Origin of the sequence: Micromonospora kangleipakensis, assembly GCF_004217615.1 — a bacterium.
GTDB lineage: Bacteria > Actinomycetota > Actinomycetes > Mycobacteriales > Micromonosporaceae > Micromonospora > Micromonospora kangleipakensis.
The window spans coordinates 3,548,294-3,568,558 of the sequence record NZ_SHLD01000001.1 but is presented as its reverse complement, the minus strand read 5'-3'; the positions used below and the strand labels follow the sequence as shown (position 1 = coordinate 3,568,558).

Genomic DNA, 20,265 nt, shown 5'->3' with positions numbered 1-20,265 from the left:
CCGCTTGCCGTGCCCGGACTCGACCTCCGCATGATCACCATGCCGCCAGTGCTTGCCGCGAGGTGGACGGGTCAGGCGTGCGACCGTCGCCGGAGGTGGTAGGGCGGGGGTAACCGCGCACTTGATCAAGGATCGTCGCGACGTCGGCGCTGTCGCCGGTGCCCCGCCAGGCGACGTGCTGGTCGGGCCGTACGAGGAGGAGGTCGGCGCCGACGACGTCGCGCAGGTCAGGGCGGTGTAGGTGCAGCCGGGTCAGGGGCATGCCTCGTTCGTCGGCTGCGGTCTCCCATTCCGGGCCCGCCGGACTCCCCAGCTCGATGAGGGTGAACCCGGGGCCAAGTTCGTCGAAGAGGGAGCGACCGGGTCCTAGCCACAGGTGGGGGAGCCGTGCGCCCGGCGCAGCGGAGGGCTGGTAGTGCGACGTGGTGGACTCGGGTGCGGGCCCGTCCTCGTCGATGACGATTGGTGATTCGCGGTAGCGCGCGCCGAGGACGAACCCGAGCGTGTACATCTCGGCGGTCTTGGACCGCCGTATTGCTGCGGCCGCGTTTGCGCGCGCTCGCTGGCCGGCGGGTCCGTCGTCATCGAGCTCGGGTTGGACGAGATCAGGAGGGAGTACCTTCATGTTCCGCTCGGCCTCGGCGATCGCGCGATGGGCCATCGGACGGCGTTCGGTTTCATAGGAGTCGAGTAGGTCCGGGCCAGCCCAACCGGTGATGGCGGCGGCGAGCTTCCAGCCAAGGTCGGCGGCGTCGCCGATGCCGAGGTTGGCGCCGAAGCCGCCGAACGGGGGGTTGAGGTGGGCGGCGTCGCCGAGCAGGAAGCAGCGCCCGGCACGGTAGCGGTCTGCGACGAGCATGCGGGGTGACCACGGGTCACTCGCCAGTATCGTCATCGGATAGTCCGTGCCGATCAGCGTGGCGATCGCTTCTCGCAACCACTCCGCAGAGACGTCGGCCCGGGCGCTGGGCATGTTGGCCCACCACGTGTCCGCTGTGTCCAAAGTCCCCATCAGGCCGCTGACTTTGTTGTTGACGATCCAGTACTGCACCGCTGGCCCGTGTGGGTGGGCTGCACTCAGCCCGGGTGCCCGGAAGATCGTCTGAATGAACCGCATCTCGTGGCCGCGCCCGGACAGTTCGATCCCGAGGAGACGCCGGACGGTGCTGCGTGAGCCGTCGGCTGCTGCAAGGTAGCGGCTCCTGATCCGTATTTCGCTGCCGTCCGGATCAGTGGCGATCGCGGTGACGCCGTCGGCGTCCTGCTCGATGTCGGTCAGTGCGGCTCCCCAGCGGGCGGTCACCGTCTTGCGGCGCTGCAGCGAGGCGCGTAGCGCCTCCTCCAGCTGGTCTTGACCGAACCACTGCGCCGGCTCGACCAGCTCGGAGCGCGGCACGTCGGAGAGCGCGAAGACCTGGTCGAAGCGCTCGATTTGGTGTCCCGTGAGGCTGGTGGCGAATACCGCGCGGTCAGACCAGCCGAACGGCAATCGGGAGTGACGCCGGATGTCCTCAGCGATCCCGAGCCTACGGAAGATTTCCATGGAGCGAGGGTTGACCTGCTTGCACCGGGGCGAGTTGCGGTCCGGTGTCTGGCGGGGTTCGAGCAGTACGCAGCGGATTCCGCGGGCGCCCAGCTCGTGGGCCAGTGTCAAGCCGACCGGCCCAGCGCCGACGATGACAACATCGGTCTCTTCGGGTACGCGGGTGCTGCTCATGCCGATACCTCCACAGGGTTTGTCGTCGTCGCGTGCACCCTCGACGGGGCGGGCAGGATGGCGATCGTGAGGGCCCCGATGACCGCCGGGACGATGAAGGCGTAGAAGCCGGCGTCGGGGACAGTGATCAGGATCGTGACGGCCGCGAGGTAGCTGGGGCCTGCGATCGCCCCGAGCCGCCCGATGCCCAGGCTGAACCCGAGTGCGGTGCTTCGCAGCTGCGGCGGGTAGAACTGCGCGACGTAGCCGTTGATGAGGTTCTGGGTGCCGAGCGTGCCGAGTCCGGCGAGGGCAGACATCGCCAGCAGCAGCCATCGTGGCTGCGGGGTGCTGAGGACGAGCATCGCCACCGCGGCGAGGAGGAAGCACCCGACCGTGGTCGGCTTCAGGAAGCCACGATCGGCGATCAGGGTGACCACCACGGTTCCGACGATGGCGCCGAGGGTGTAGGTCATGGTGAATTCGAGAGCTGAGCTGAGGTCGTATCCAGCGTTGACCATGAGGGTGGGCAGCCAGTTGCTCGCCCCGTAGGACAGCAGCAGGCCGATGAAGGTCGCGAACCAGAACAGCACTGTCGCCATGCCGTAGCCTGGCTGGAACAGCTGCCCTGCCTTGTTCTTGTTCTGTGTGAACACCGGTGCAGCCGCGGCCTCGGGATCGGGCTGTGGCACCTTGCGGCCCACGAGCCACCAGACCAGCGGGACGATCAGCAGTGATACCCCGCCGACGAGGAACAGCCGCTGGAATTGCAGGTGTGGCAGCAGGGCGCGGCCCAGGAGCGCGGTCGCGAAACCGCCGAAGGCGATCCCGGTTAGGGTGATCCCGACGAAAAGGCTGCGTCGCCGCGGTGGCGCGGCATCGGCGACCAACGCCACCACGACGGGTACGAGTGCGCCGAGCCCGATCCCGGTCGCGGCCCGGGTCGCGACGAACAACCCGAGGGTGGGTACGAACGCGCTCAACAGCATCCAGAGTGAGATCCAGCCGAGGCAGACAGCCAGGGGTACGCGTCGGCCCCAGACGTCGCTGGCCCAGCCGGCCGCGATCGCACCGAACGGCATGCCGAGGGCTGTGACACTGCCGAGCAGTCCGAGGGTTGCGGGTGTCGCGCCCCAGGGCTGGTAAGCGAGCAGGCTGGGTCCAACAGTGCCGAGGACGAACAGGTCGTATCCGTCGACGAGCATGACGATGAAGCCGAGCAACAGAACGATGTGTGAGCGGCGAGCGGTTGGGGCGGGATCAGCCATGGTCGGACTCCTTCGTCCGCTGCGTAGGAGAGTGGTGAGACCGGGCACCCGGCACCTGCGGGGGCGTACGCCCGTCGTGGTAGCGAGCGGCATCCGGTCGGTCAGTTGTCGGCGGTGACGCCGTCGTATCCCCCGTGATGTCGGTGAGTGTTATCAGGGCCTTCCTCGCTGGCCGCCCTGGTTGATCGGACCTTGTCGTCAGGCCTGCATCTGCTGACGTCGTCTACTGCAACCCACGACCGGGTGCTCGCCCATGACCCGGTCCCCACATCGTGAGCCGGGCCATCGAGAAGAACACGAGCGGCCGGGAGGCGTCGTCACTCTGTCTCTCGAGGTCGAGCCCGGGCGCAACCCGGTAGGAGCGCAAAGCTTCCCGGCCGTTCGCATGCGCACTTGTAACCTCCACGAAACGATGCGGCTCATCGTTAGCCGGGTAGATTCGATTGTCAATAGCAGGATCGACTTTGCTCAGAGCAGTGCTAGGGTGCGGCGATGGCGAAGAGAGCGGGCGGCGAGAGCTTGGCCGTGAGCATTTACGAACGGCTCCGCCTCGACATCCTCAACCGCCGGCTGGCACCCGGCGAGCGGCTCAAGGCGGCGGAACTGAGCGGGAGTTTCGACGTCAGCCTCAGCGTCATCCGCGAGGCCCTCAGCCTGCTGGCGGCCCGGGATCTGGTGCGCGTCGACCGAAACCGCGGATTCCACGTCACGTCGCTGTCGCTCGAGGCGCTCAACAACCTCACCCTGGCTCGAAAAATCAACGAAGGTGTGGCGCTGCGACTGTCGATCGAGCGGGGCGGCGTCGCCTGGCAGTCCGAGGTGCTCGCCGCCCATCACCGCATGGACGTCCTGCCCATGGTGCAGTCCGAGAATCCGCTCGTCCGCAACGAGGAGTGGGCTCGGGCCCATCTGGCCTTCCACCACAAGCTGATCGAGGCCTGCGGCAACGCCGTGCTGCTCGGCATCTGCACCCGGCTCTCCGACGCTGCGGAACTCTATCGTGCCTGGTCGACGCAGGGCAGCCGGGAAATCAAGCGCGACGTCGCGGGTGAGCACCGGGAGTTGCTCGACGCCGCACTGGCACACGACGCGGAGCGCGCGGTAGCGCTGTTCGAAGCGCATGTGGATCGCACCCGCGCGATCGTCATGGAGTTCGATCCGGCCGCCCTCATCGGCCGTACAGATGCACACGTTGATCAACGTCAGGCTCGACGGGCCCGAGGGGTTGCCCCGTCGGGTCACCGAGAAGATGCGCCGTCACAGCTGACTCCAGGCCTTCACCAGGCAGCAGTCACGCCACGATCTTCAGGATGACCGCCTCGCGGGCGGCCGCCGCAGCCCGGAACAGTCCGGTAAGCTCCCGGACGTCGTTGACGACCTGCTCGGCCCAATCGTCGTCAAACGGACGGCGGTAGCCAAGCCAGGGTCGCGCCGCGGCTGTCTCCGCGGCACCTGGGTCGGCCACTGCCGAAGGGGCTGCTCGACCGGTTGGCGGGGGTGACTGACCCTCGTGACCCGCGTGGCGTGCGGTACGCGTTGGCGACCCTGCTCGCGATTGGTGTCTGCGCGATGAGCGCGGTCGGCCATAACTCTCTGACCGCGATCGCGAAGTGGGTTCGCCGTTGTGACCAGCGGGAACTTCGCCGGCTGGGCTGCCCATTCAATCCGTTCACTGGCCGCTACCGGGTCCCGGACGAGCGGACCCTGCGCGACGCCTACAGCGGAGTCGATCCGACTGATCTGACCGCCGTCGGATTCGGGTACCTGGCCACCCTCGCCAGACCCGGACCCGCCCCGCTGACGCCCGACGGTGTGGCGGAGCGGGAGCAACGCCGTGCTCACCGCGCCGTTGCCGCCGACCCTCCGCGCCGCCCCGCCATCGCCGTGGACGGCAAGTGTCTACGCGGCGCCAAACGCCCCGACGGCAGCCAGGTATTCATCTTGTCCGCCGTGCGTCACGCCGACGCGGTCACCCTCGCGGCCCGCCAGATCGGCGCGAAGACCAACGAGATTCCCGAGTTCGCGCCCCTGCTGGACCAGATCGGTGACACCGACCTCACCGGCTCGGTGATCACCGTGGATGCGCCGCACGCGCAACGCGCCCACGCCGTCTACCTCGTCGAGCAACGCCACGCCCACTACCTGTTCACCGTCAAAGACAACCAGCCCACCCTCGCCGCCGCACTGCGGGCGCTGCCTTGGAAACAGGTACCCGTCCTGCACCGACAGACCGGCCGCGGCCACGGCCGCGAAGAGATCCGCGAGGTCCAGCTCGTCACCGTGGATGATCTGCTGTTCCCCCATGCCCGCCAGGTCGTGCGGATCCGCCGCCGACGCCGCCAACAGGCACGAAGAAGTGGACCACCGAGGTCGTCTACGCAATCACGGACCTGCCCACCCACCAGGCCCGACCCGAAGAAGTCGCCGCATGGGCCCGCGAACACTGGACCATCGAGAACAGCGTGCACTGGATACGCGACGTGACCTTCGGCGAAGACGCCAGCCAGATCCGCACCCACCACACCCCCGCCGTCATGGCCGCCCTCCGCGACATCATCCGCGGCACGTTCCGCCTCACCGGCTGGGCCAACACCGCCAGCGCCTGCCGCGCCCACACCACCCCCGCAGCCGCCCTCACCCTCCACCGCATCCCATGATCAAAACGGACAATCACGGAACACTCCGGGGCCCTAGTGCTTGAGACTCGTCGTATCGAACCTGTTGTGCTCCGGGGCGCGCAACAGAGAGCTGTACATGGTTGGCACGCCGGCGAGGATCCTGGCTCGGTACCGCTCGACGGTCGCCAGGACCAGGTCCGGATCGAAGCGCTCGACGATCGTCACGCAGCCACCGGCGAAGAGGGTGCTGTTGAGGACGCAGGTCATGCCGTAGACGTGGAACAGCGGGAGCGCTGCGACGGACACAGTCCCGTCGTCCAGCTGGGCCAGATCGCGGTGTGCCGTCGCCGCGGCGCTCACGTTGGTGTGACTCAGGACGGCGCCCCTTGGGGCGGCCGGCGGTCCCGGAGGTGTAGATCACGACCGCAGCCGCGCCGGCTGCGACGCCGACCGGCGCTTCGGATGTCACCCCGCCGTCCGCCAGCGCAGTGAGAAGTGATTCGAGAAGGACCAGGCGAGCTCCGGCCCCGGCTGCCGCTGGCGCCGCCTCCTCGGCCAGGGAGCCCATCGTGACGATCACGGCGGCTTGGCTGTCCGCGAGCTGGTGCTCCAGTTCATGTCGCTTCAGCATGGGGTCGTCGGCACGACGATCGCGCCCGCACGGAGCACTGCATTGTAGGCCACCGGGAACCCGATTTGATTTGAGAGAAGAAGAGCCACCCGGTCTCCGGGCACGACCCCCTGACGACGCAGCTTCTGTTGCGACCCGGGAGCTGGCCAGGTCGAGCTCACCAAACGTCATCGTCCGGGCACCAGCCCGCACGGCCACGCGGTCCGGCCGACGAGCCGCCTGGTGGGCGATCTGTTGCGCGACGTTGTAACGCTTGTCGACGTGGGCTTCAACCATGGGTCACGTAGCCTGCGGAGACGTTCAGGTCCTCGCCAGTGATGCAGGCGCTTGCTGGCGAGCTGAGGAACAAGACGGCGTCCGCGACATCGTCGGGCTCGACTAATCGTCGCAAAGGAGTGCGTCGCAACACGCCTTCGCGCACCTGCTCTGGGGTCTGACCGAGGGCTGTGGCCTGAGCGGCGATGATCCCTTCGATCCGCTCACCGACCACGGCCCCGGGTGAGACCAGATTCACCCGTACGCCGCTTGGTCCGACCTCCAGCGCCAGAGTGCGTACCAGCCCGATCAGGCCAGCCTTGCTTGCAGCGTACGGCGTGCGCCCGTGCAAAGGTGCCTTGCCAGTCGCCGACCCGATCACGGTGACGCTGCCAGAGCCGTGGGCCACCATCGCTGGAATGAATGCGCGGCAGCACAGGAACACACCTGTCAGGTTGATGCGCAGAGTGTGTTCCCACTGCGCCAGATCCTGCTCCCACAGTGGCAGGGTCGGCCCCGGGATGCCGGCGCAGATGACGGCAGCGTCGCAGGCGCCATCACTCCACTCCAATGCACGCTCGCGCAACTGGGCGACGGATGACTCCTGACTCACATCCGCGGGGACTCCAAGCGCCTCTGCGCCGAGGTGGCGTACGTCCTCAACCACACTGGCGAGTTCGTCGGAAGATCGCGACGCCAGCACGAGCTTGGCGCCGCAACGTGCGAACGAGAGCGCGATTGAGCGACCGATGCCCCGGCTGGCGCCGACGACGACGACGGTGCTGCCCGCGAGTCGGCCACCGTGGTGCCCTTGGTCCGTCATGCCCGCGCGCCCACCCTCAGACTCAGCGGTGCCGCCACCTCACGCACCGCGTCTGAAGCGCAGTCCATCGTCGTCGCTGCCGACGAGACGTAGTAGTCGGGGCGTACCAGAGCAGCCGAGATCTGATTGTCGGCGAAGAATGCCCGTATCCGGCCGGTCTCGTCCCGGACGGTGCCGTCTGTTCCGTCGCCGAGGACGAGTACGCGGGCACACAACGTCTGCAGGACTGCTCGGGCTGCGTCGTCGAGGTTTGGCGGTCCTCCCGCGCTGACCAGGAGGAAGCCATGGCCGACCACATCGTGGAGCAGCCCGCTCCGATCCCCCACGTTGACCTCGGCCTGGGGAAACAGCTCGCCCACGGGTGGCCGGGATAGGCCGGACCCGTCACAGCTCAGAGCACCGCTGATCAGCCGCGGGGGTGGCGGCAGCGGCGGGAGTTCCCCGGCGAGCAGCTGTGCGTCGCGGGCTGCGGCGATCTCCGGGTCGAGCACTTGCGAGATTGAGCCGACAGTGATCGACGTGTCGATCCAGTGCTCGACGTGCGGGTACCTCTCCTGCTGGTAGGTGTCGAGCAGGCTCGGCTCGGCTGCCCCCCGCATCACCAAGTCCAGCTTCCAGGCGAGATTGGAGGCGTCCCGGATGCCCGAGCACAGGCCTTGGCCCATGAAGGGTGGCATGGTATGAGCCGCGTCGCCGAGAAGGAACACCCGCTCCGTCCGCCACACGTCGGCGAGCCGCGCCTCGAAGGTGTAGACGATCTGGCGAACGATCTCGACGTCGTCGGGCCCCACGCCGTAGGTGCCCATCACCTCCCACGCCATCTCGGGTCGCAACGCCTGCTCCGCGGTCTCGCCAGGGAGCAGGGCGCACTCGAAACGGTGGTATCGCTTGCCGAGGGCGCCTATGTACATCGGCCGGGCGGGGTCGCACCACTGCCCGTCAATCCCTTCGGGAAGCGGACGCAGGATGCGTACGTCAACGTCGAGCCACTCCTCATTAAAGCCCTTGTCGACCCGCCCGGTACGCAGCACCTCATCGCGGATCTGACTTCGAGCGCCGTCGGCAGCGATGACGAACTTGGCGGAGTAGGTGCGGCTGCGTTGCCCCGGCTCCGGCTCGCCCGCTGGCGAGTAAACGGTGTCGGCGACCGTGATCCTCACGCCTTCGTCTTCCTGTTCGACCGCGGTCACGGTGCTGGAGTGCAGGACCGTCGCCGTGTCGGCAACGGCGAGACTGTCATACAGCGCGTCCTCGAGCACCGGCTGGTACATCATCGTGTCGGGCTTGAAGCCCGACACGCTCACCCCGCCGAAGTCGAAGCGAAGCAAGGTCTGTCCAGATCCGTTGCGCCACTCGTACGTGGTCTGAACGAACTCGTCGTCGATGACCGGCTGATGCGCCTCGACGCCCTGCAGAATGCGCAAGACCTCGTGATCGACGTGGCCGGCACGCGGCAGCCCGTAGCGCCCCGAGTGCTTCTCGAAGACGACGACCTTCCATCCCTGTCGGGCCAGCAGCGCGGCAGCAGTTAGGCCGCTGGGGCCGCCGCCGACGACGGCGACGTCGTAAGGTTCCTGTGGCATCTGTGCATCCCCTCGTGCTGCGGAAGCGGTTGTGTGTGTTGAGCTCATGAGCCGACCTTCCACGCAGTCAGAAACGCCTCCGGGACACCGGGGGTGTCGGGCGCCGAGTCGGTGTGGACGACGTTGGCCTTGGTGAAGATCTAGTGCCAGCCCACTGCGTCGCGCAGGTCGCCCAGATCGACTCCCGCCGCAATCCGCGCCAGCTGGTCGATCGCCCGGTACCCGCCCGCGGAGTTCTCCTCGTGGACCGTGGCCCACTGAGCACCGCTCTCGACATCCGCCATCGTGGTCGCGCTAGGTGCCCTACTGACGATCTTGACCTTGCCGCTGAGCCCGGCGGCTGCGATCGCCTGCGGACGCCCGTGGCCTCGTCCGAGAGACTGAAGGCCACGTAGGTGACGTCGGGGTGCGACTGCAGGTAGCTGACCACCTGGCCCGGGATCGACTTTCCGATGTTAGAGTTGCTCACGCCCATCACATCGACCGCGCCCCCTGCACCCTCGACGGCGTCGGAGTAGCTCTTCTTCACTGGATCGAACAGAGCCGAGGTCGAGGGGTCCCACACGAACGGGGTCTTGGCGTTGCCGCCGGAGTCGGCGACCACGGCGTCGCCCATCAGCTTCCCGCTTAGCGAGAGCAATGGCTTGCCGACGACGACGCCGTAGACCGGCCCCGCCGCCGAGGGAGACGTGCCGGACGGGGCCAGCTCGACGATCTTGGTTCCCGCGTTAGCGAGCGCCGTGAACTGGCTGGTGACGGCCGCGTCAGGAATAAAGGCGGTGATCACAGCGAAGTCGGTCGGGCTCTGGACAGTCTGGTTGATGGTGCTCTGGTAGCCCTCCGGAGTCAGCGGCGTAGAGAGCTGAGTGACTTTCCACCCGAGCAGTTTCGCCGCCGCCACAGCGGGGATAAATTCTACTACACACCCAACATATATCGAACTCTCTACAGGGGATCGATTCCTCGTAACTGTATCGACGTTCAAGGCCGACCCCCACCGGAAATTCCTACCTCGATTACGTCGACGCGCCCCTTGCTCATACCCCGAGGCAAGTCCTGCAAGGACGTCTGGGCCGAGCAGAGCGCCAAGGTCGACCGGTCGGCACCGACAAAGACACACGCCACCGCCATCGAGGCCGGCGCCGGGATCTGGTCCACGATGACCCCGGTCGTGTCGCAACAGACGAACCTCGCGTCGAAAGTCGCGGCGAGCCAGACGTTCGCGGCACCGTCGAGACAGATGCCGTCGGGCCGGAAGCCGAGCTCGGCGACCACTCTGGGCTCGGTCAGGTGACCGTCACGGCCGACGGTGAATGCGGTCAGCCGCTGCCCGAACGTCTCGGCCACGTACAGCACCGACTCGTCGTCGGTGAGTGCCATGCCGTTGGGAAAGGCCAGGCCCTCTGCCGCGACGTGGATCGACCCATCTGGCCGCCGCAGAATGATGCGACCGGGCGCATTGGCTTCCGAGCCCGGCCGAAACCCCGTATCGCCCACGTAGCTTGTACCATCGCGCCCAACCACCATGTCGTTAAGCAGGCCTGTCGTCAGCTCCGAGAGGTCGTTGACCTCTCGGAGTCGGCCGTTCTCGAAGATGCCCAGCCGGCGGTCTAGCGCCGAGGCCACCAACAACGAGTCGTCGGGGAGGACCCCGAAACCTGCAGGTCGTGCCGCGACGGGAGCCTGCACCTTGACACGGCCGTCGAGTCCAACCGACTTGATCGCGTAGTCATGTACATCTGAGATCCAGATGCTGTCGCGGTACCAGCGCGGCGACTCCGGGTAGACGAGTTCACCGGTGAGCTGACGGAGCGTGCGATCCGCCCGGGTCATTGGGTCCTCGCCCGCGACGTGGTCCGACTCACGACGGCCGCGTGCCGACGCTGGCTGACCACAGCCACCCCCACCGCGCCGGCCAAGGCGAGGCTGTTAAACAGGTCCGTGATCCACAGCTGTCCGCCGACCAACTGTACGCCCTTGATTCCAGGCGCCAGGAGGTAATTGGCCAGCACCGTGCCCCATACATTGAACCTCCCCATCTTGAGCTGAGTGGTGCCGAGGAAGCACGCGGCGAAGGCCGGGAGCAGGTAGGGCGGTCCGATGCTCGGTGACACCTGGCCCACCTTCGCGGTGGCGAGCACCCCGGCAAGGCCAGCGACCAGCCCTGTGACGACGAATGAGCACACCACGACGCGCGAGGTCCGCACCCCGGCCAATCGTGCCGCATCGGCGTTCGCGCCGGTGGCGTAGAAGCGGCGTCCGACGGGCGAGTGCTCGAGGAGGTACCAGGCGACGACGGCGAGACCGAGCGCGTGCCACGCCACGATCGGCAGGCCGAGTGGGGATGCGGCCGTCGCCACTACCGGGCCCGACCCACCCGCCTCGAGCCGGAAGCAGTAGACGGTCGCGGCGTAGACGCCGTCGGCGTCCGGCCCCTCGACCAGCAGGTTGGTGGTGTGGTGCTTGGTGGCCCTGCGGACTTCGTCCAAGGGCTTGGGCTGCTTCGTCTCATACATCTCGCAAATCGCCGCGGGGTTGGACAGAGTCTGGGCGCCGACGCTGATGGTTGCGCCGGCCATGATCTGCATGACCTCATCGCTGTCGGCGCGGTCGCAGGCGTCGAAGTAGCGGGCGAAGTGCACCAGCAAGGTCTGCCGGAGATCCTGGCCGTCACGACGCCGACGAACCTCCGCTCCGGATCTTGCCGGAGATGGTCTTCGGCAGCTCGGCGAACTCCAGCCGCCGGTGTGGATCTCCGGGTCGACGGAGACGCTCACGATGCCGCCGCGGCCGCGCGTTCGGCGATCACGAGCGCACCCACCGGGACCACGGCCCCGTTGGAGGCCTCGTGGATGGCGGTCCAGATGTGGCGGGCGCAGGTCTCGGGACTCGCGAACTCGCCTGCCGTCTCGACGTGCCGGAAGTAGTTCACCAGCGGGACCTCGTCGGGATCCTTCGTCATGACGCTCTTCACGATCTCGGTGAGCACCGCGTAGGGGACAACCGTAATGACCCGGTTGCCCGACTCCGGCGTCATCTCCATCGCCACGATGCGGCCCCAGTGCTGCATCCCGTCCTTGGCGGCGCAGTAGTGCGCCATGCCGGGGACGTCCTTATCCGCGGCCGGCGAACCGGTGAGCACGAGCGTGGCTCGCATCCCCCTCAGGTGGCACGCGCGCAGGAATGCCTGGCCCAGCGCGATGCCGGACGCCGCGTTCATGGTCACGACGAGCCCGTACTCGAGCGGGTCGAGGTCGACCACCCGTCCGACCGGGTCGCCGCCCCCCGAGCAGTGGAAGAAGATGGCGTGGTCCGGCTGCTCGGCATCGAGCGCCTGCTTGAACGCACTCACAACCGTCTCCCACTGGCGCTGATGACCGAGGTCGACCTGGGTCCACCTGCCGTCTGCAGGACGCCGACTGAACGTGTGCGGCTCGTTCACGTCCGCAGGCACCTGCTCGAGGAACGCCGCGCCGATGCCGCTTGACGCACCGGTGACGAACAGCGAGGTGGCCATTGGTCTCTCCTTTGTCAGGTGGCGTGCTTGAGCAGCACGTCGGTCGTTTGTGAGATGTGGTCCTTGAGGCGCTCGACCGCGGTCTCGGCGTCACCGGACTGGGCGGCCTCGAAGATGGCCCGGTGCTCGCCCACCAGGTCACGCTCGTGCTCGCCGCCGATCGGAGCGGACCAACGCCGGTACAGCTCGGCGGAGTCGCGCAGGGACTCGGCGATCTCGAGCAGGCGCCCGCTGCCGCAGGCGGCCAGCAGCGTGTCGTGGAACCGCTTGTGCGCCAACGCCCACTCCTCGCTCGTAATCGGAGGCTCCACGTCGACGTCGTACCAAGGCGTCTGCTCGAGCCGGTAGTGAGCGGCCACCAGGGCCGTGCGCCACTCGACGTCACCGTTCTCCACCGATCGGCGCAGGGCCAACGTCTCGATGTCGAGGCGCACCGAGGTGAGGTCGAGCAGGTCCTCCCGCGAGATCGGGGTGACGGTGAACCCGAGCTGTGGCTGGGAGACCACGAGCCCCTGCTCGGCCATTCGCGTGAGCGCCTCGCGGACGACGCTGAGGCTCACGCCGTACTCCTGGGCCGTCGCCGACGGGCTCAGCTTCTCCCCCGGGTGGAGGGCTCCTCGCAGGATGTCCCGCCGGACCGTGGTCCAGACCTCCTGGACCCGCGTCTTGGCCTTGGCCGACACCCGGACACCGCTCATCGCACGCTTCCCGTCTCGGGAAGAGGTCGTGACCGATGCGGGCTCGGTGACGGGTGCCGCCGACGTCGGGCTATCTTCCCGCGGGAGACCAACCCGGTCAGCCACGTCCAGCCCTGCTGGAGGACTCCCATGATCCCACCCGGGAACAGGACGATGACGGCGATGATCAGCACGCCCGACAGGAGCGCCTGCAGGACCGGCTGGTTGTCCAGTGACCGGTCCACGACGTAGTAGATGACGTAGGCTCCGATCACGGGCCCCCACAGGGTGCCCATGCCGCCGACGATGACCATGACGAGGGCCGTGACCGACCAGGTCAGGCCGAACATCGAGTTGGGCTCGATCGAGGCCTGGTTCAGGGCCACGACCCCACCCATCAGGCCGGTGAGAGCGGCGCTGAGGACGAATGCCTGTCCCTTCACGCGTCGGGGTGAGACACCGAGAGCGGCCGCGGCGTCCTCGTTGTCGCGCACTGCCATGAGCCGCAGGCCGAACGTTGACCGCAGCAGCACGTAGGTCACGACGCAGGCGAGGACAGCGGCGAAGGCGACGACGCGGAACTTGGTGGCGCGGTCCGGGATCGCGTCGAGGGGGATGTTCAGGCCGCGGCTCTCCCCCGTCCACTCCCACGTGACCATCCATGCGAGCAGGCCGAGTGCCACGGCAGATGAGCCGATGGTGAAGTGGACGCCGGACAGCCGCAGCAGCGGGAAGGCGAGCAGCCAGGCCACGAGCGCCGACACCACGACCGCACCGACCAGCGCCGCGGGCCAACCGGGCTGCAGCTTGATCATGGTCATCGCGACGGTGTAGCCGCCCGCGCCGACGAACACCGACTGCCCCAGCGACATCTGGCCGCCGATGCCGCCGATGATGTTCCAGGCCTGCGCCACGCCGACCCAGATCAGGAGGGTGAGCACGAGCTCCTGGTTGCCGCGGCTCACGTGCCCGGGCAGCGCGAGCAGCATCGCAAGGATCGCCAACCAGATGACGAGGCCGCCGAAGAGTCGCTTCACCGGGACGGTGATCACGCTGCGGCCCTCCGTATCGTCAGGCCGGTGAGCAGGCCCCGGGGACGTACCAGCAGCAGGACGATCAGCAGGACGTTGACGGCAAGCGGCGAGTAGACCGGCCCGAACAGCCCGCCGACCGCGGCCGCGATGACACCGACCAACACGCCGCCGAGCAGGGTTCCCGGGATGTTGCCGACCCCGCCCATGACCACCACGGTGAACCCGAGGACGAGCAGGGGCAGGCCGGCATTGGGCGTGACCGAGAAGGCCGTTCCGTAGACGATCCCGGCAAGGGCCGCGATGGCCGAGGCCGCTCCGAACGTGATGGCGTGCATCCTGCTGATGTTGATGCCCAGCGTGCTGGCCGTCGCCGAGTCGATCGCGGCGGCGCGCAGCGCGGTCCCGAAGCGGGTTCGCGCGAGGACGAGCTGCGTGCCGGCGATGATGACGGCGGCAAGCACGAAGGCGACGCCGTTCACCGTCTGGACGGTGACACCGAACAGCGTGATCCCGCTCTGGCCCCACGGGGCGTTGAGCGCGAGGGGGTCGCCCCCGAAGACCTGCGCCAGCAGCCCCTGGCCGATCAGCAGCAGGCCGAACGTGGCGACCAGCGGAGCCTCGAGCGACGTGGAGAGCAGCCGCGAGAGGACGTACCGCTGGGTGAGGGCTGCCACGACGAAGACGGCGGGCCCCACCACGAGGAAGGTCAGCAGCGGGTCGATGGCGGCGTGCTGCGTGATCACGATCGCGACGTACGCGCCGGTGAGCACCGTGATGCCGTGCGCCAGATTGACCACCCGCATGATGCCGAACACCAGCGAGAGGCCGAGTGCCACCAGGGCGTAGAGACCGCCCAGGAGAGCGCCGTTGAGCAGGGCCTCGACGGACATGGGTCAGCTCACCAGGCCGGGCACCGGTGCGAGGAACTTGGTGGTGGCCTGGTCGGCGGGCCAGACCGTCGGCTGGGCCGCTCGCTGCCACTGCGTCATGGTGGCCTGCAGCACTGAGCGGTGGTCGGGCCCGAAGGTGATCTTGGCGAGGACGGTGGCGAGGTCCTTGGTCTGCGACAGCGCCTTGTTGACGGCCGTGGGGTCCGTGCTGCCGGCTCGGGAGAGCGCGTCGGCGGCGATCTGGACGACCGCATATGTGGCGACGATGCCCTGCGCGCCAAGCCCATCGCCGTACTTCGCCTTGGCCGCGTCGTACACGGCCTGGCCACCGACGTTGCCGTTGGTCGGGGACCACCAGCCGAACACGCACGCGCCCTCGGCGACGTCACCGAGCGCCTGGTCGAAGCCGAACCCACCGCCCTTCTCGGGGAACGCCACCTTCGGCGAGTACTTCAGTGCCTTCATCTGCTTCCAGAGCGCCACCGCGTCCGGCGGGATGACCTGCGCGATCATGACATCGGCGCCGGAGTCCTTGGCCTTCTGGATGAACTGCGAGAAGTCCGTGGTCCCGACGGGGAACTGGGCCCGGTAGACGATGGTGTAGCCGTACTTGGGCGCCTCGGACTCCCAGAGGGCGCCCATCGCCTTGCCGTCCTCCTCGGTGTCGGTGAACAGGGCGACCTTCCTGTTCGTGGTGGTGAGGTCGGAGGCCTGGAAGTTCACCGCGGTCTGCTGCGTCTCGTCGACGAAGACGTCGTACGCGTACTTCCAACCGTCCTTGTTCGCGCCCATCCAGGCCAGGGTCGGCGCCAGGCTCATGACGGCAGGCACCTGCTCCAGGTCCGCAACCACCGACAGCGGGATGTTGAGTGGAGGCGTCACCGACCCGAGCAGGACAGCTGCGCCGTCGTCGTTGATGAGCGACTTGGACAGGGCGGTGACCTGCTGCGGGTCGCTCTTGTTGTCCTTCACGACCAGCTTGAGCTGGTGCTTGCTGCCCCCGACGTTGACGCCGCCGGCGGCGTTGATCGCCGCGACGCCCTGCTCGTAGCCCGACTGGATCAGGGGGCCGAAACCACCGAGCTGACCGGTCAGAGGCAGAGACGCCCCGAGGACGATCGGGGCGCCGGCTGCGCCGCCCGGGCTCTGGGACGCCGAGGCGCCGCAGGCGGCCAGCGTCAGCGCCAGGGTCGCGCCCGCGGCGAACGCGAGGAGTGACTTCCTTCGCATCATTCGTGACCTTTCTGGTGAGCCGCGGGACCGTCCCCGGACGGCGTGGGCAGTCGGCCTAGTGGCCGGCTCCGAAGTACGCCGCCGACAGACGGTCGACGTCGTCGAGGTGGTGGGCCGGTCCCTCATAGGTGATCCGGCCGCGATCGAGCACGTAGGCGTGGTCCGCCACCGCGAGGCTGCGGTGGGCGTTCTGCTCGATGAGCAGGATGGAGAGCCCCGCCTGACGCACGCCCGCAATGGCCTCGTACACGGTGTCGATGGCCACGGGAGACAGGCCCAGTGAGGCCTCGTCGAGAATGAGCAGCGTCGGGTCGGACATCAGAGCCCGAGCCATCGCCAGTAGCTGCTGCTGACCGCCGCTGAGCGTGCCCGCCGGCTGAGCGCGCCGCTGGCCGAGGATGGGGAACAGTGTGCAGAGCTCGTCCGCCCGGGTCAGACGCGCGGCCTTGTCGGTGGTATATCCGCCGAGCAGCAGGTTCTCCTGCACGGTCAGCTCGCCGAAGATCTGCCGGCCCTCGGGGCAGCAGGCCACGCCGCGCCTGACCCGCTCGTGCGGCCCGAGCCTGCTCACGTCCTCACCCGATATCCGGACCGTGCCGGATGCCACCGGCAGCAGGCCGGTGATGATCCGGGTCATCGTGGTCTTGCCTGCGCCGTTGGCCCCCAGGACCGAGACCACCTCACCGGCCTGCACGCGCAGGCTCACGCCGTCGAGCGCGACCGCCTTGCCGTAGCGCGCACTGATGCCGTCGAGCTCGAGCAGGGGCGGCGTCGACGACTCGGTGCGCTCGCGCACCTCCGTCCGCTGCAGGGCTGCCCCATCACCGAGGTAGATGGCGCGCACTGTGGGGTCGGCCGAGATCTCGTCCGGGGTGCCGGTGGCGACGACCTTGCCCCAGTCGATGACGATGACGCGCTGCGCCAGGTCGCGGATGACCGTCTCGACGTGCTCCACCACCAGGAGCGCGACACCCTCGGCGTGGACCCGACGGATGATGTCGATCATCTGCTCGGTCTCGTGCTGCACCAGCCCCGCGCAGACCTCGTCCAGGAACAGCACGCGCGGGTGCAGGGACAGCGCCCGGGCCATCTCGAGCCGCTTGAGGTCGAGCAGCCCGAGGCTTCCCGCCGGACGCTTGGCCTTGCCCGCCAGGCCGCACAGCTCGAGCACGTCCAGGTCGCGCAGCCGATCACCCCTGGCCAGGCTGCCGACGTGGACGTTCTGCTCGACCGTCATGCGCATGAAGGGCCGAGGCACCTGGTTGGCCAGTGAGACCCCAGCGCGCGCGATGCGGTACGTCGGCCAGCCGAGCACCGACTTCCCGTCGAGCAGCACGTCACCGCCGTCCAGCCGGATCTCGCCCAGTAAGGCCTTCAGCAGCGTGCTCTTGCCGGCGCCGTTGGGACCCATGACACCCACCACGTCCCCGGCCTCGATGGCGAGGTCGAGGTTGTCGAGGGCGGTCACGCCCCCGAACCGCTTGGTGAGGCCACGCGCCTCGAGCAGGGCCAACTCAGACTCCCGGGGGATAGACGTACAACTTGGTGCGCAGTTCGGTGACCGCTGCGTCGAGGCCCGCGAGCGCACCCGCGTCGTAGATGTAGAAGTCGGGCCGCACGATGATCGTGTCGGCGCCGAGCTCCTTGAACCAGGCGGCGTACTTGCCGTCGACGTCGACGAGGTCGACGGCGCCATCCTCGCCGACGCTCGCGAGGATGGCGCCGTTCTCCTTGGCCCACGTGAGGTTCTGCGGTCCGAGCGCTGCCGCGGGCGACCCGGCGGTGCTCAGGATCGCCCAGCCGTATCCCATGACGTGGTCGAAGAAATCGGTGACGGCGCCCCTGCGCACCCGGTACTGGTGGGACAGATGACCTGCGAACGGATGCGTGCCGATGATGCCCGCGGTCAGGGACGGGGAAGGCGGGGGCGGCGGGGCCTGCGACGGGTCCTCCAGCGCCGCCTTCATCGCGGCGTCGCGCGCGGCAGCCGCCTCGGGGTCGAGCACGCAGATGATCTCGCCGAGGCCGACGGCGAAGTTGATCCAGTACTGCGTGTTGTTGCTGCGCTCGGGACCGTAGGTGTCGAGCAACTCGTCGCACGCGTGGCCGCGCAGCACCGCGTCGAGCTTCCAGTAGATGTTCTGCGCGTCCCGGATCCCGGCGCACATCCCCTCACCGGCGAACGGCGGGGTCAGGTGGGCGGCGTCGCCGGCGATGAGCACGTGACCCTTGCGCCACTGCCCGGGGAGCGCCCACATCGCCCGGAACGTGTAGACGGCGTGCCGCTCGAGGACCGAGTTCTGCGGGGTCAGGCCCCAGGCCGCCATGCGCTTCCAGGCGGTCTCCTCGGTGTTGAGCTGCTCGATGGTCTCGTGCGGCAGGCGCATGAACTCCCAGCGCCGGCGTCCGGGACCGCCGGGCACCACCGTGGTGGGTGCGGCCGGATTGCACCACTGCCACGCCGGCGGGTCGAAGGTCATCGGCTCGTGGGGGACCATGTCGACAATGAGCCAGTCGAACTGGAAGCCGAGGTCGTGCGTCTCGGCCTTCATCCACCGCCGGACGAAACTGTTGGCCCCGTCGCAGCCCACGACGTACTTGCCGCGGAAGGTCCTGGTCAACAGCGCCCCGGCGTCCTGCGGGCGCATCGAGCGGGCGGTGACGGTGGCGCCGTCAGCGTCCTGGTCGATCTCCTGGGCCTCCCACCCGCGGTTGACCTGGATCGATCCGATCTTCTCGATGTAGGAGTTGAACTCCCGCTCGAGCTCCGCCTGTGAGAAGAAGTTGGACATGTGCCAGCCCGAGGGGCCGACGCCCGTCCAGTTGAGATCGAGCAGGACCTCATTGTCCGCGTTGACCCAGCGGTAGATGTTGTCGTACTGCTCGATGATGGGGTTGGTGATCGAGTCGAGCCCGACCGACTTGAACAGGCGGGCGATCTCGTGGTCGTAATGGACCGCCCGGGGCAGCGCGTACGGCGTGGGCCACTTCTCCACCACAGCAACCGAGTAGCCCGCGTGGCCCAGCTTGAGCGCGAGGTACTGCCCGACGGGCCCGTAGCCGACGATGACGACGTCAGAGGTCTCGGTCATGTCATGCCTCCGATCGGTCAGCTCGACTGTGCGGCGATGATCTCGGCGACGTCTGAGGGGGCCATGAAGTCCGGCGAGGGGACCGGGCCCCAGCTGTATAGGCCGCTCTTGCCCTCGCAGACCTGGGGCGTCCAGAGGTCGTCGACGGTGATCTGGTCCATGTCGGCGTAGTACTCGCTGAACGTGCCGGCCGGGTCCTTGAGGTACCAGAAGAAGTTCGACCCGGCGTAGTGACGGCCGAAGCCCCACGCCTGCCGTCCGGCGTCGGCAGCCAGCAGGTCCTCCGCGCCGCGGCCGATGTCGTCGAGGTCGTTGACCTGCCAGGAGCTGTGATGCGGGAAGGAGGCCGGCCCGCTGAAGACCGCGACGTTGTGGTGGTCCGGCGAGCAGCGCATGAATGCGGAGCTCTTGCTGCCGGCGTAGTCGCTGACCTTGAAGTCCAGGCCGTCGGCGAAGAACCGCATGGTCGCCTCGGAGTCCGCCGAGACGAGCGCCACGTGCCCTAGGCGGCGTGGCTTGACCCGCTCCGTTCGCATGATGCCGTCCGCTCGCGCGTTCACGCGCTCCACGCGCCCGGGGCCGTTGGTCGGCGCCGGCGCGATGGTCGGCTGTGCGACACGCTGCTCGACGACCACGTTCACCCGGGTGCCACTGATGGGTTCGGCGGTGCGCAGCCGCTCGCCCTCGACGGTGCACTCCACACCGAGGGCGGCCAGCGACGATGAGATCCTGCCCAGATCGTCGGGGTCGTCGGCGCCGAGCGTGATGGCCGTGATCCGACGGTAGGGACCCTGCTCGACGTAGAGCTGCCTGCCGCCGTCCACGGTGGACATCGAGCCGTCACCGTTGTCGGTGAGCCCGAACTCCGTGTAATAGGACATCACCTCGGCCACGTTCGGGACCGAGTAGGTGAACGAGCTGAGCCGGTGCAGTGGCATCGGGTCCTCC

Annotated in this window: 18 protein-coding genes and 3 pseudogenes; 2 read left to right on the top strand and 19 right to left on the bottom strand. The window is 68.2% G+C overall.

Going from position 1 to position 20,265, the window contains the following annotated elements:
* Window positions 1–34: 34 nt before the first annotated feature.
* Together EV384_RS17110 and EV384_RS17105 are read right to left on the bottom strand one after the other, a co-directional pair.
* Complete coding sequence (locus EV384_RS17110; protein WP_130334597.1) at window positions 35–1,717, bottom strand: FAD-dependent monooxygenase; 1,683 nt, start codon at window positions 1,715–1,717, stop codon at window positions 35–37.
* Window positions 1,714–2,964: an MFS transporter gene (locus EV384_RS17105; protein WP_165439959.1), complete on the bottom strand. Its 1,251-nt coding sequence runs from the start codon at window positions 2,962–2,964 to the stop codon at window positions 1,714–1,716. The genes EV384_RS17110 and EV384_RS17105 overlap by 4 nt, the downstream gene beginning before the upstream one ends.
* A 492-nt stretch (window positions 2,965–3,456) precedes the next feature.
* Between EV384_RS17105 and EV384_RS17100 the strand changes: the two genes are divergently transcribed.
* On the top strand, window positions 3,457–4,278 hold the full coding sequence (locus EV384_RS17100) for a GntR family transcriptional regulator (RefSeq protein ID WP_130334593.1): 822 nt from the start codon (window positions 3,457–3,459) through the stop codon (window positions 4,276–4,278).
* Here EV384_RS17100 and EV384_RS34850 read toward each other — a convergent pair.
* Window positions 4,256–4,429, bottom strand: a complete 174-nt coding sequence (locus tag EV384_RS34850) for a hypothetical protein (protein ID WP_165439958.1) — start codon at window positions 4,427–4,429, stop codon at window positions 4,256–4,258. The two genes, EV384_RS17100 and EV384_RS34850, sit on opposite strands and share 23 nt — an antisense overlap.
* Between EV384_RS34850 and EV384_RS17095 the strand changes: the two are divergent.
* Window positions 4,402–5,621 (top strand): annotated as a pseudogene (locus EV384_RS17095) (ISAs1 family transposase). The gene EV384_RS34850 and the pseudogene EV384_RS17095 overlap by 28 nt on opposite strands.
* A gap of 33 nt (window positions 5,622–5,654) precedes the next feature.
* Here the strand turns inward: EV384_RS17095 and EV384_RS36740 are convergent.
* From EV384_RS36740 to EV384_RS17025, 16 genes and pseudogenes are all read right to left on the bottom strand, one after another.
* Window positions 5,655–5,963 (bottom strand): annotated as a pseudogene (locus EV384_RS36740) (AMP-binding protein); the annotation flags it as partial.
* 25 nt (window positions 5,964–5,988) lie between these two features.
* Window positions 5,989–6,213: pseudogene (locus EV384_RS37275) on the bottom strand (hypothetical protein); the annotation flags it as partial.
* A complete protein-coding gene (locus EV384_RS37270) occupies window positions 6,207–6,374 on the bottom strand; it encodes an AMP-binding protein (protein WP_423202901.1) in 168 nt (55 codons plus the stop codon). The pseudogene EV384_RS37275 and the gene EV384_RS37270, both read right to left, overlap by 7 nt.
* Before the next feature lie 107 nt (window positions 6,375–6,481).
* Window positions 6,482–7,291, bottom strand: coding sequence for an SDR family NAD(P)-dependent oxidoreductase (locus tag EV384_RS17080; protein WP_130334587.1), 810 nt, complete (start codon window positions 7,289–7,291; stop codon window positions 6,482–6,484).
* On the bottom strand, window positions 7,288–8,874 hold the full coding sequence (locus tag EV384_RS17075) for a bifunctional 3-(3-hydroxy-phenyl)propionate/3-hydroxycinnamic acid hydroxylase (protein WP_165439956.1): 1,587 nt from the start codon (window positions 8,872–8,874) through the stop codon (window positions 7,288–7,290). The genes EV384_RS17080 and EV384_RS17075 overlap by 4 nt, the downstream gene beginning before the upstream one ends.
* A 140-nt stretch (window positions 8,875–9,014) precedes the next feature.
* Window positions 9,015–9,158 carry a hypothetical protein gene (locus tag EV384_RS34840; RefSeq protein ID WP_165439955.1) on the bottom strand — a complete coding sequence of 48 codons (144 nt, stop codon included), beginning with the start codon at window positions 9,156–9,158 and terminating at the stop codon, window positions 9,015–9,017.
* A 697-nt stretch (window positions 9,159–9,855) separates the two neighbouring features.
* Window positions 9,856–10,707, bottom strand: a complete 852-nt coding sequence (locus EV384_RS17070; protein WP_130334583.1) for an SMP-30/gluconolactonase/LRE family protein — start codon at window positions 10,705–10,707, stop codon at window positions 9,856–9,858.
* Window positions 10,704–11,516 (bottom strand): ABC transporter permease, encoded by an 813-nt coding sequence (locus EV384_RS17065; protein ID WP_130334581.1) that lies wholly within the window; start codon window positions 11,514–11,516, stop codon window positions 10,704–10,706. The genes EV384_RS17070 and EV384_RS17065 overlap by 4 nt, the downstream gene beginning before the upstream one ends.
* Before the next feature lie 131 nt (window positions 11,517–11,647).
* Window positions 11,648–12,391, bottom strand: a complete 744-nt coding sequence (locus EV384_RS17060) for an SDR family NAD(P)-dependent oxidoreductase (RefSeq protein WP_130334579.1) — start codon at window positions 12,389–12,391, stop codon at window positions 11,648–11,650.
* Window positions 12,392–12,405: 14 nt separating this feature from the next.
* Window positions 12,406–13,089, bottom strand: coding sequence for a GntR family transcriptional regulator (locus tag EV384_RS17055; RefSeq protein ID WP_130334577.1), 684 nt, complete (start codon window positions 13,087–13,089; stop codon window positions 12,406–12,408).
* Window positions 13,086–14,120, bottom strand: coding sequence for a branched-chain amino acid ABC transporter permease (locus tag EV384_RS17050; protein WP_130334575.1), 1,035 nt, complete (start codon window positions 14,118–14,120; stop codon window positions 13,086–13,088). Before EV384_RS17050 ends, EV384_RS17055 begins: the two co-directional genes overlap by 4 nt.
* Window positions 14,117–14,992 carry a branched-chain amino acid ABC transporter permease gene (locus tag EV384_RS17045; RefSeq protein WP_130334573.1) on the bottom strand — a complete coding sequence of 292 codons (876 nt, stop codon included), beginning with the start codon at window positions 14,990–14,992 and terminating at the stop codon, window positions 14,117–14,119. Before EV384_RS17045 ends, EV384_RS17050 begins: the two co-directional genes overlap by 4 nt.
* A 3-nt stretch (window positions 14,993–14,995) precedes the next feature.
* Window positions 14,996–16,222 carry an ABC transporter substrate-binding protein gene (locus EV384_RS17040; protein WP_165439954.1) on the bottom strand — a complete coding sequence of 409 codons (1,227 nt, stop codon included), beginning with the start codon at window positions 16,220–16,222 and terminating at the stop codon, window positions 14,996–14,998.
* Between the two features lie 58 nt (window positions 16,223–16,280).
* Window positions 16,281–17,738: an ATP-binding cassette domain-containing protein gene (locus EV384_RS17035; RefSeq protein ID WP_165439953.1), complete on the bottom strand. Its 1,458-nt coding sequence runs from the start codon at window positions 17,736–17,738 to the stop codon at window positions 16,281–16,283.
* A 1-nt stretch (window position 17,739) separates the two neighbouring features.
* Entirely contained in the window at window positions 17,740–19,317 is a 1,578-nt protein-coding gene (gene mhpA / locus EV384_RS17030) for a bifunctional 3-(3-hydroxy-phenyl)propionate/3-hydroxycinnamic acid hydroxylase MhpA (RefSeq protein WP_130334567.1), read from the bottom strand.
* Between the two features lie 17 nt (window positions 19,318–19,334).
* Window positions 19,335–20,255: a VOC family protein gene (locus tag EV384_RS17025; RefSeq protein WP_130334565.1), complete on the bottom strand. Its 921-nt coding sequence runs from the start codon at window positions 20,253–20,255 to the stop codon at window positions 19,335–19,337.
* Window positions 20,256–20,265: the final 10 nt, after the last annotated feature.

Excerpts from the sequence above, each read along its gene's own strand:
- mhpA (WP_130334567.1), bottom strand. The coding sequence starts at position 19,317 with ATGACCGAGACCTCTGACGTCGTCATCGTCGGCTACGGGCCCGTCGGG.
- EV384_RS17070 (WP_130334583.1), bottom strand. The coding sequence starts at position 10,707 with ATGACCCGGGCGGATCGCACGCTCCGTCAGCTCACCGGTGAACTCGTC.
- EV384_RS17105 (WP_165439959.1), bottom strand. The coding sequence starts at position 2,964 with ATGGCTGATCCCGCCCCAACCGCTCGCCGCTCACACATCGTTCTGTTG.
- EV384_RS34840 (WP_165439955.1), bottom strand. The coding sequence starts at position 9,158 with ATGGCGGATGTCGAGAGCGGTGCTCAGTGGGCCACGGTCCACGAGGAG.
- EV384_RS17040 (WP_165439954.1), bottom strand. The coding sequence starts at position 16,222 with ATGCGAAGGAAGTCACTCCTCGCGTTCGCCGCGGGCGCGACCCTGGCG.
- EV384_RS17075 (WP_165439956.1), bottom strand. The coding sequence starts at position 8,874 with ATGCCACAGGAACCTTACGACGTCGCCGTCGTCGGCGGCGGCCCCAGC.
- EV384_RS17025 (WP_130334565.1), bottom strand. The coding sequence starts at position 20,255 with ATGCCACTGCACCGGCTCAGCTCGTTCACCTACTCGGTCCCGAACGTG.
- EV384_RS17060 (WP_130334579.1), bottom strand. The coding sequence starts at position 12,391 with ATGGCCACCTCGCTGTTCGTCACCGGTGCGTCAAGCGGCATCGGCGCG.
- EV384_RS17055 (WP_130334577.1), bottom strand. The coding sequence starts at position 13,089 with ATGAGCGGTGTCCGGGTGTCGGCCAAGGCCAAGACGCGGGTCCAGGAG.
- EV384_RS17045 (WP_130334573.1), bottom strand. The coding sequence starts at position 14,992 with ATGTCCGTCGAGGCCCTGCTCAACGGCGCTCTCCTGGGCGGTCTCTAC.
- EV384_RS17100 (WP_130334593.1), top strand. The coding sequence starts at position 3,457 with ATGGCGAAGAGAGCGGGCGGCGAGAGCTTGGCCGTGAGCATTTACGAA.
- EV384_RS17080 (WP_130334587.1), bottom strand. The coding sequence starts at position 7,291 with ATGACGGACCAAGGGCACCACGGTGGCCGACTCGCGGGCAGCACCGTC.
- EV384_RS17110 (WP_130334597.1), bottom strand. The coding sequence starts at position 1,717 with ATGAGCAGCACCCGCGTACCCGAAGAGACCGATGTTGTCATCGTCGGC.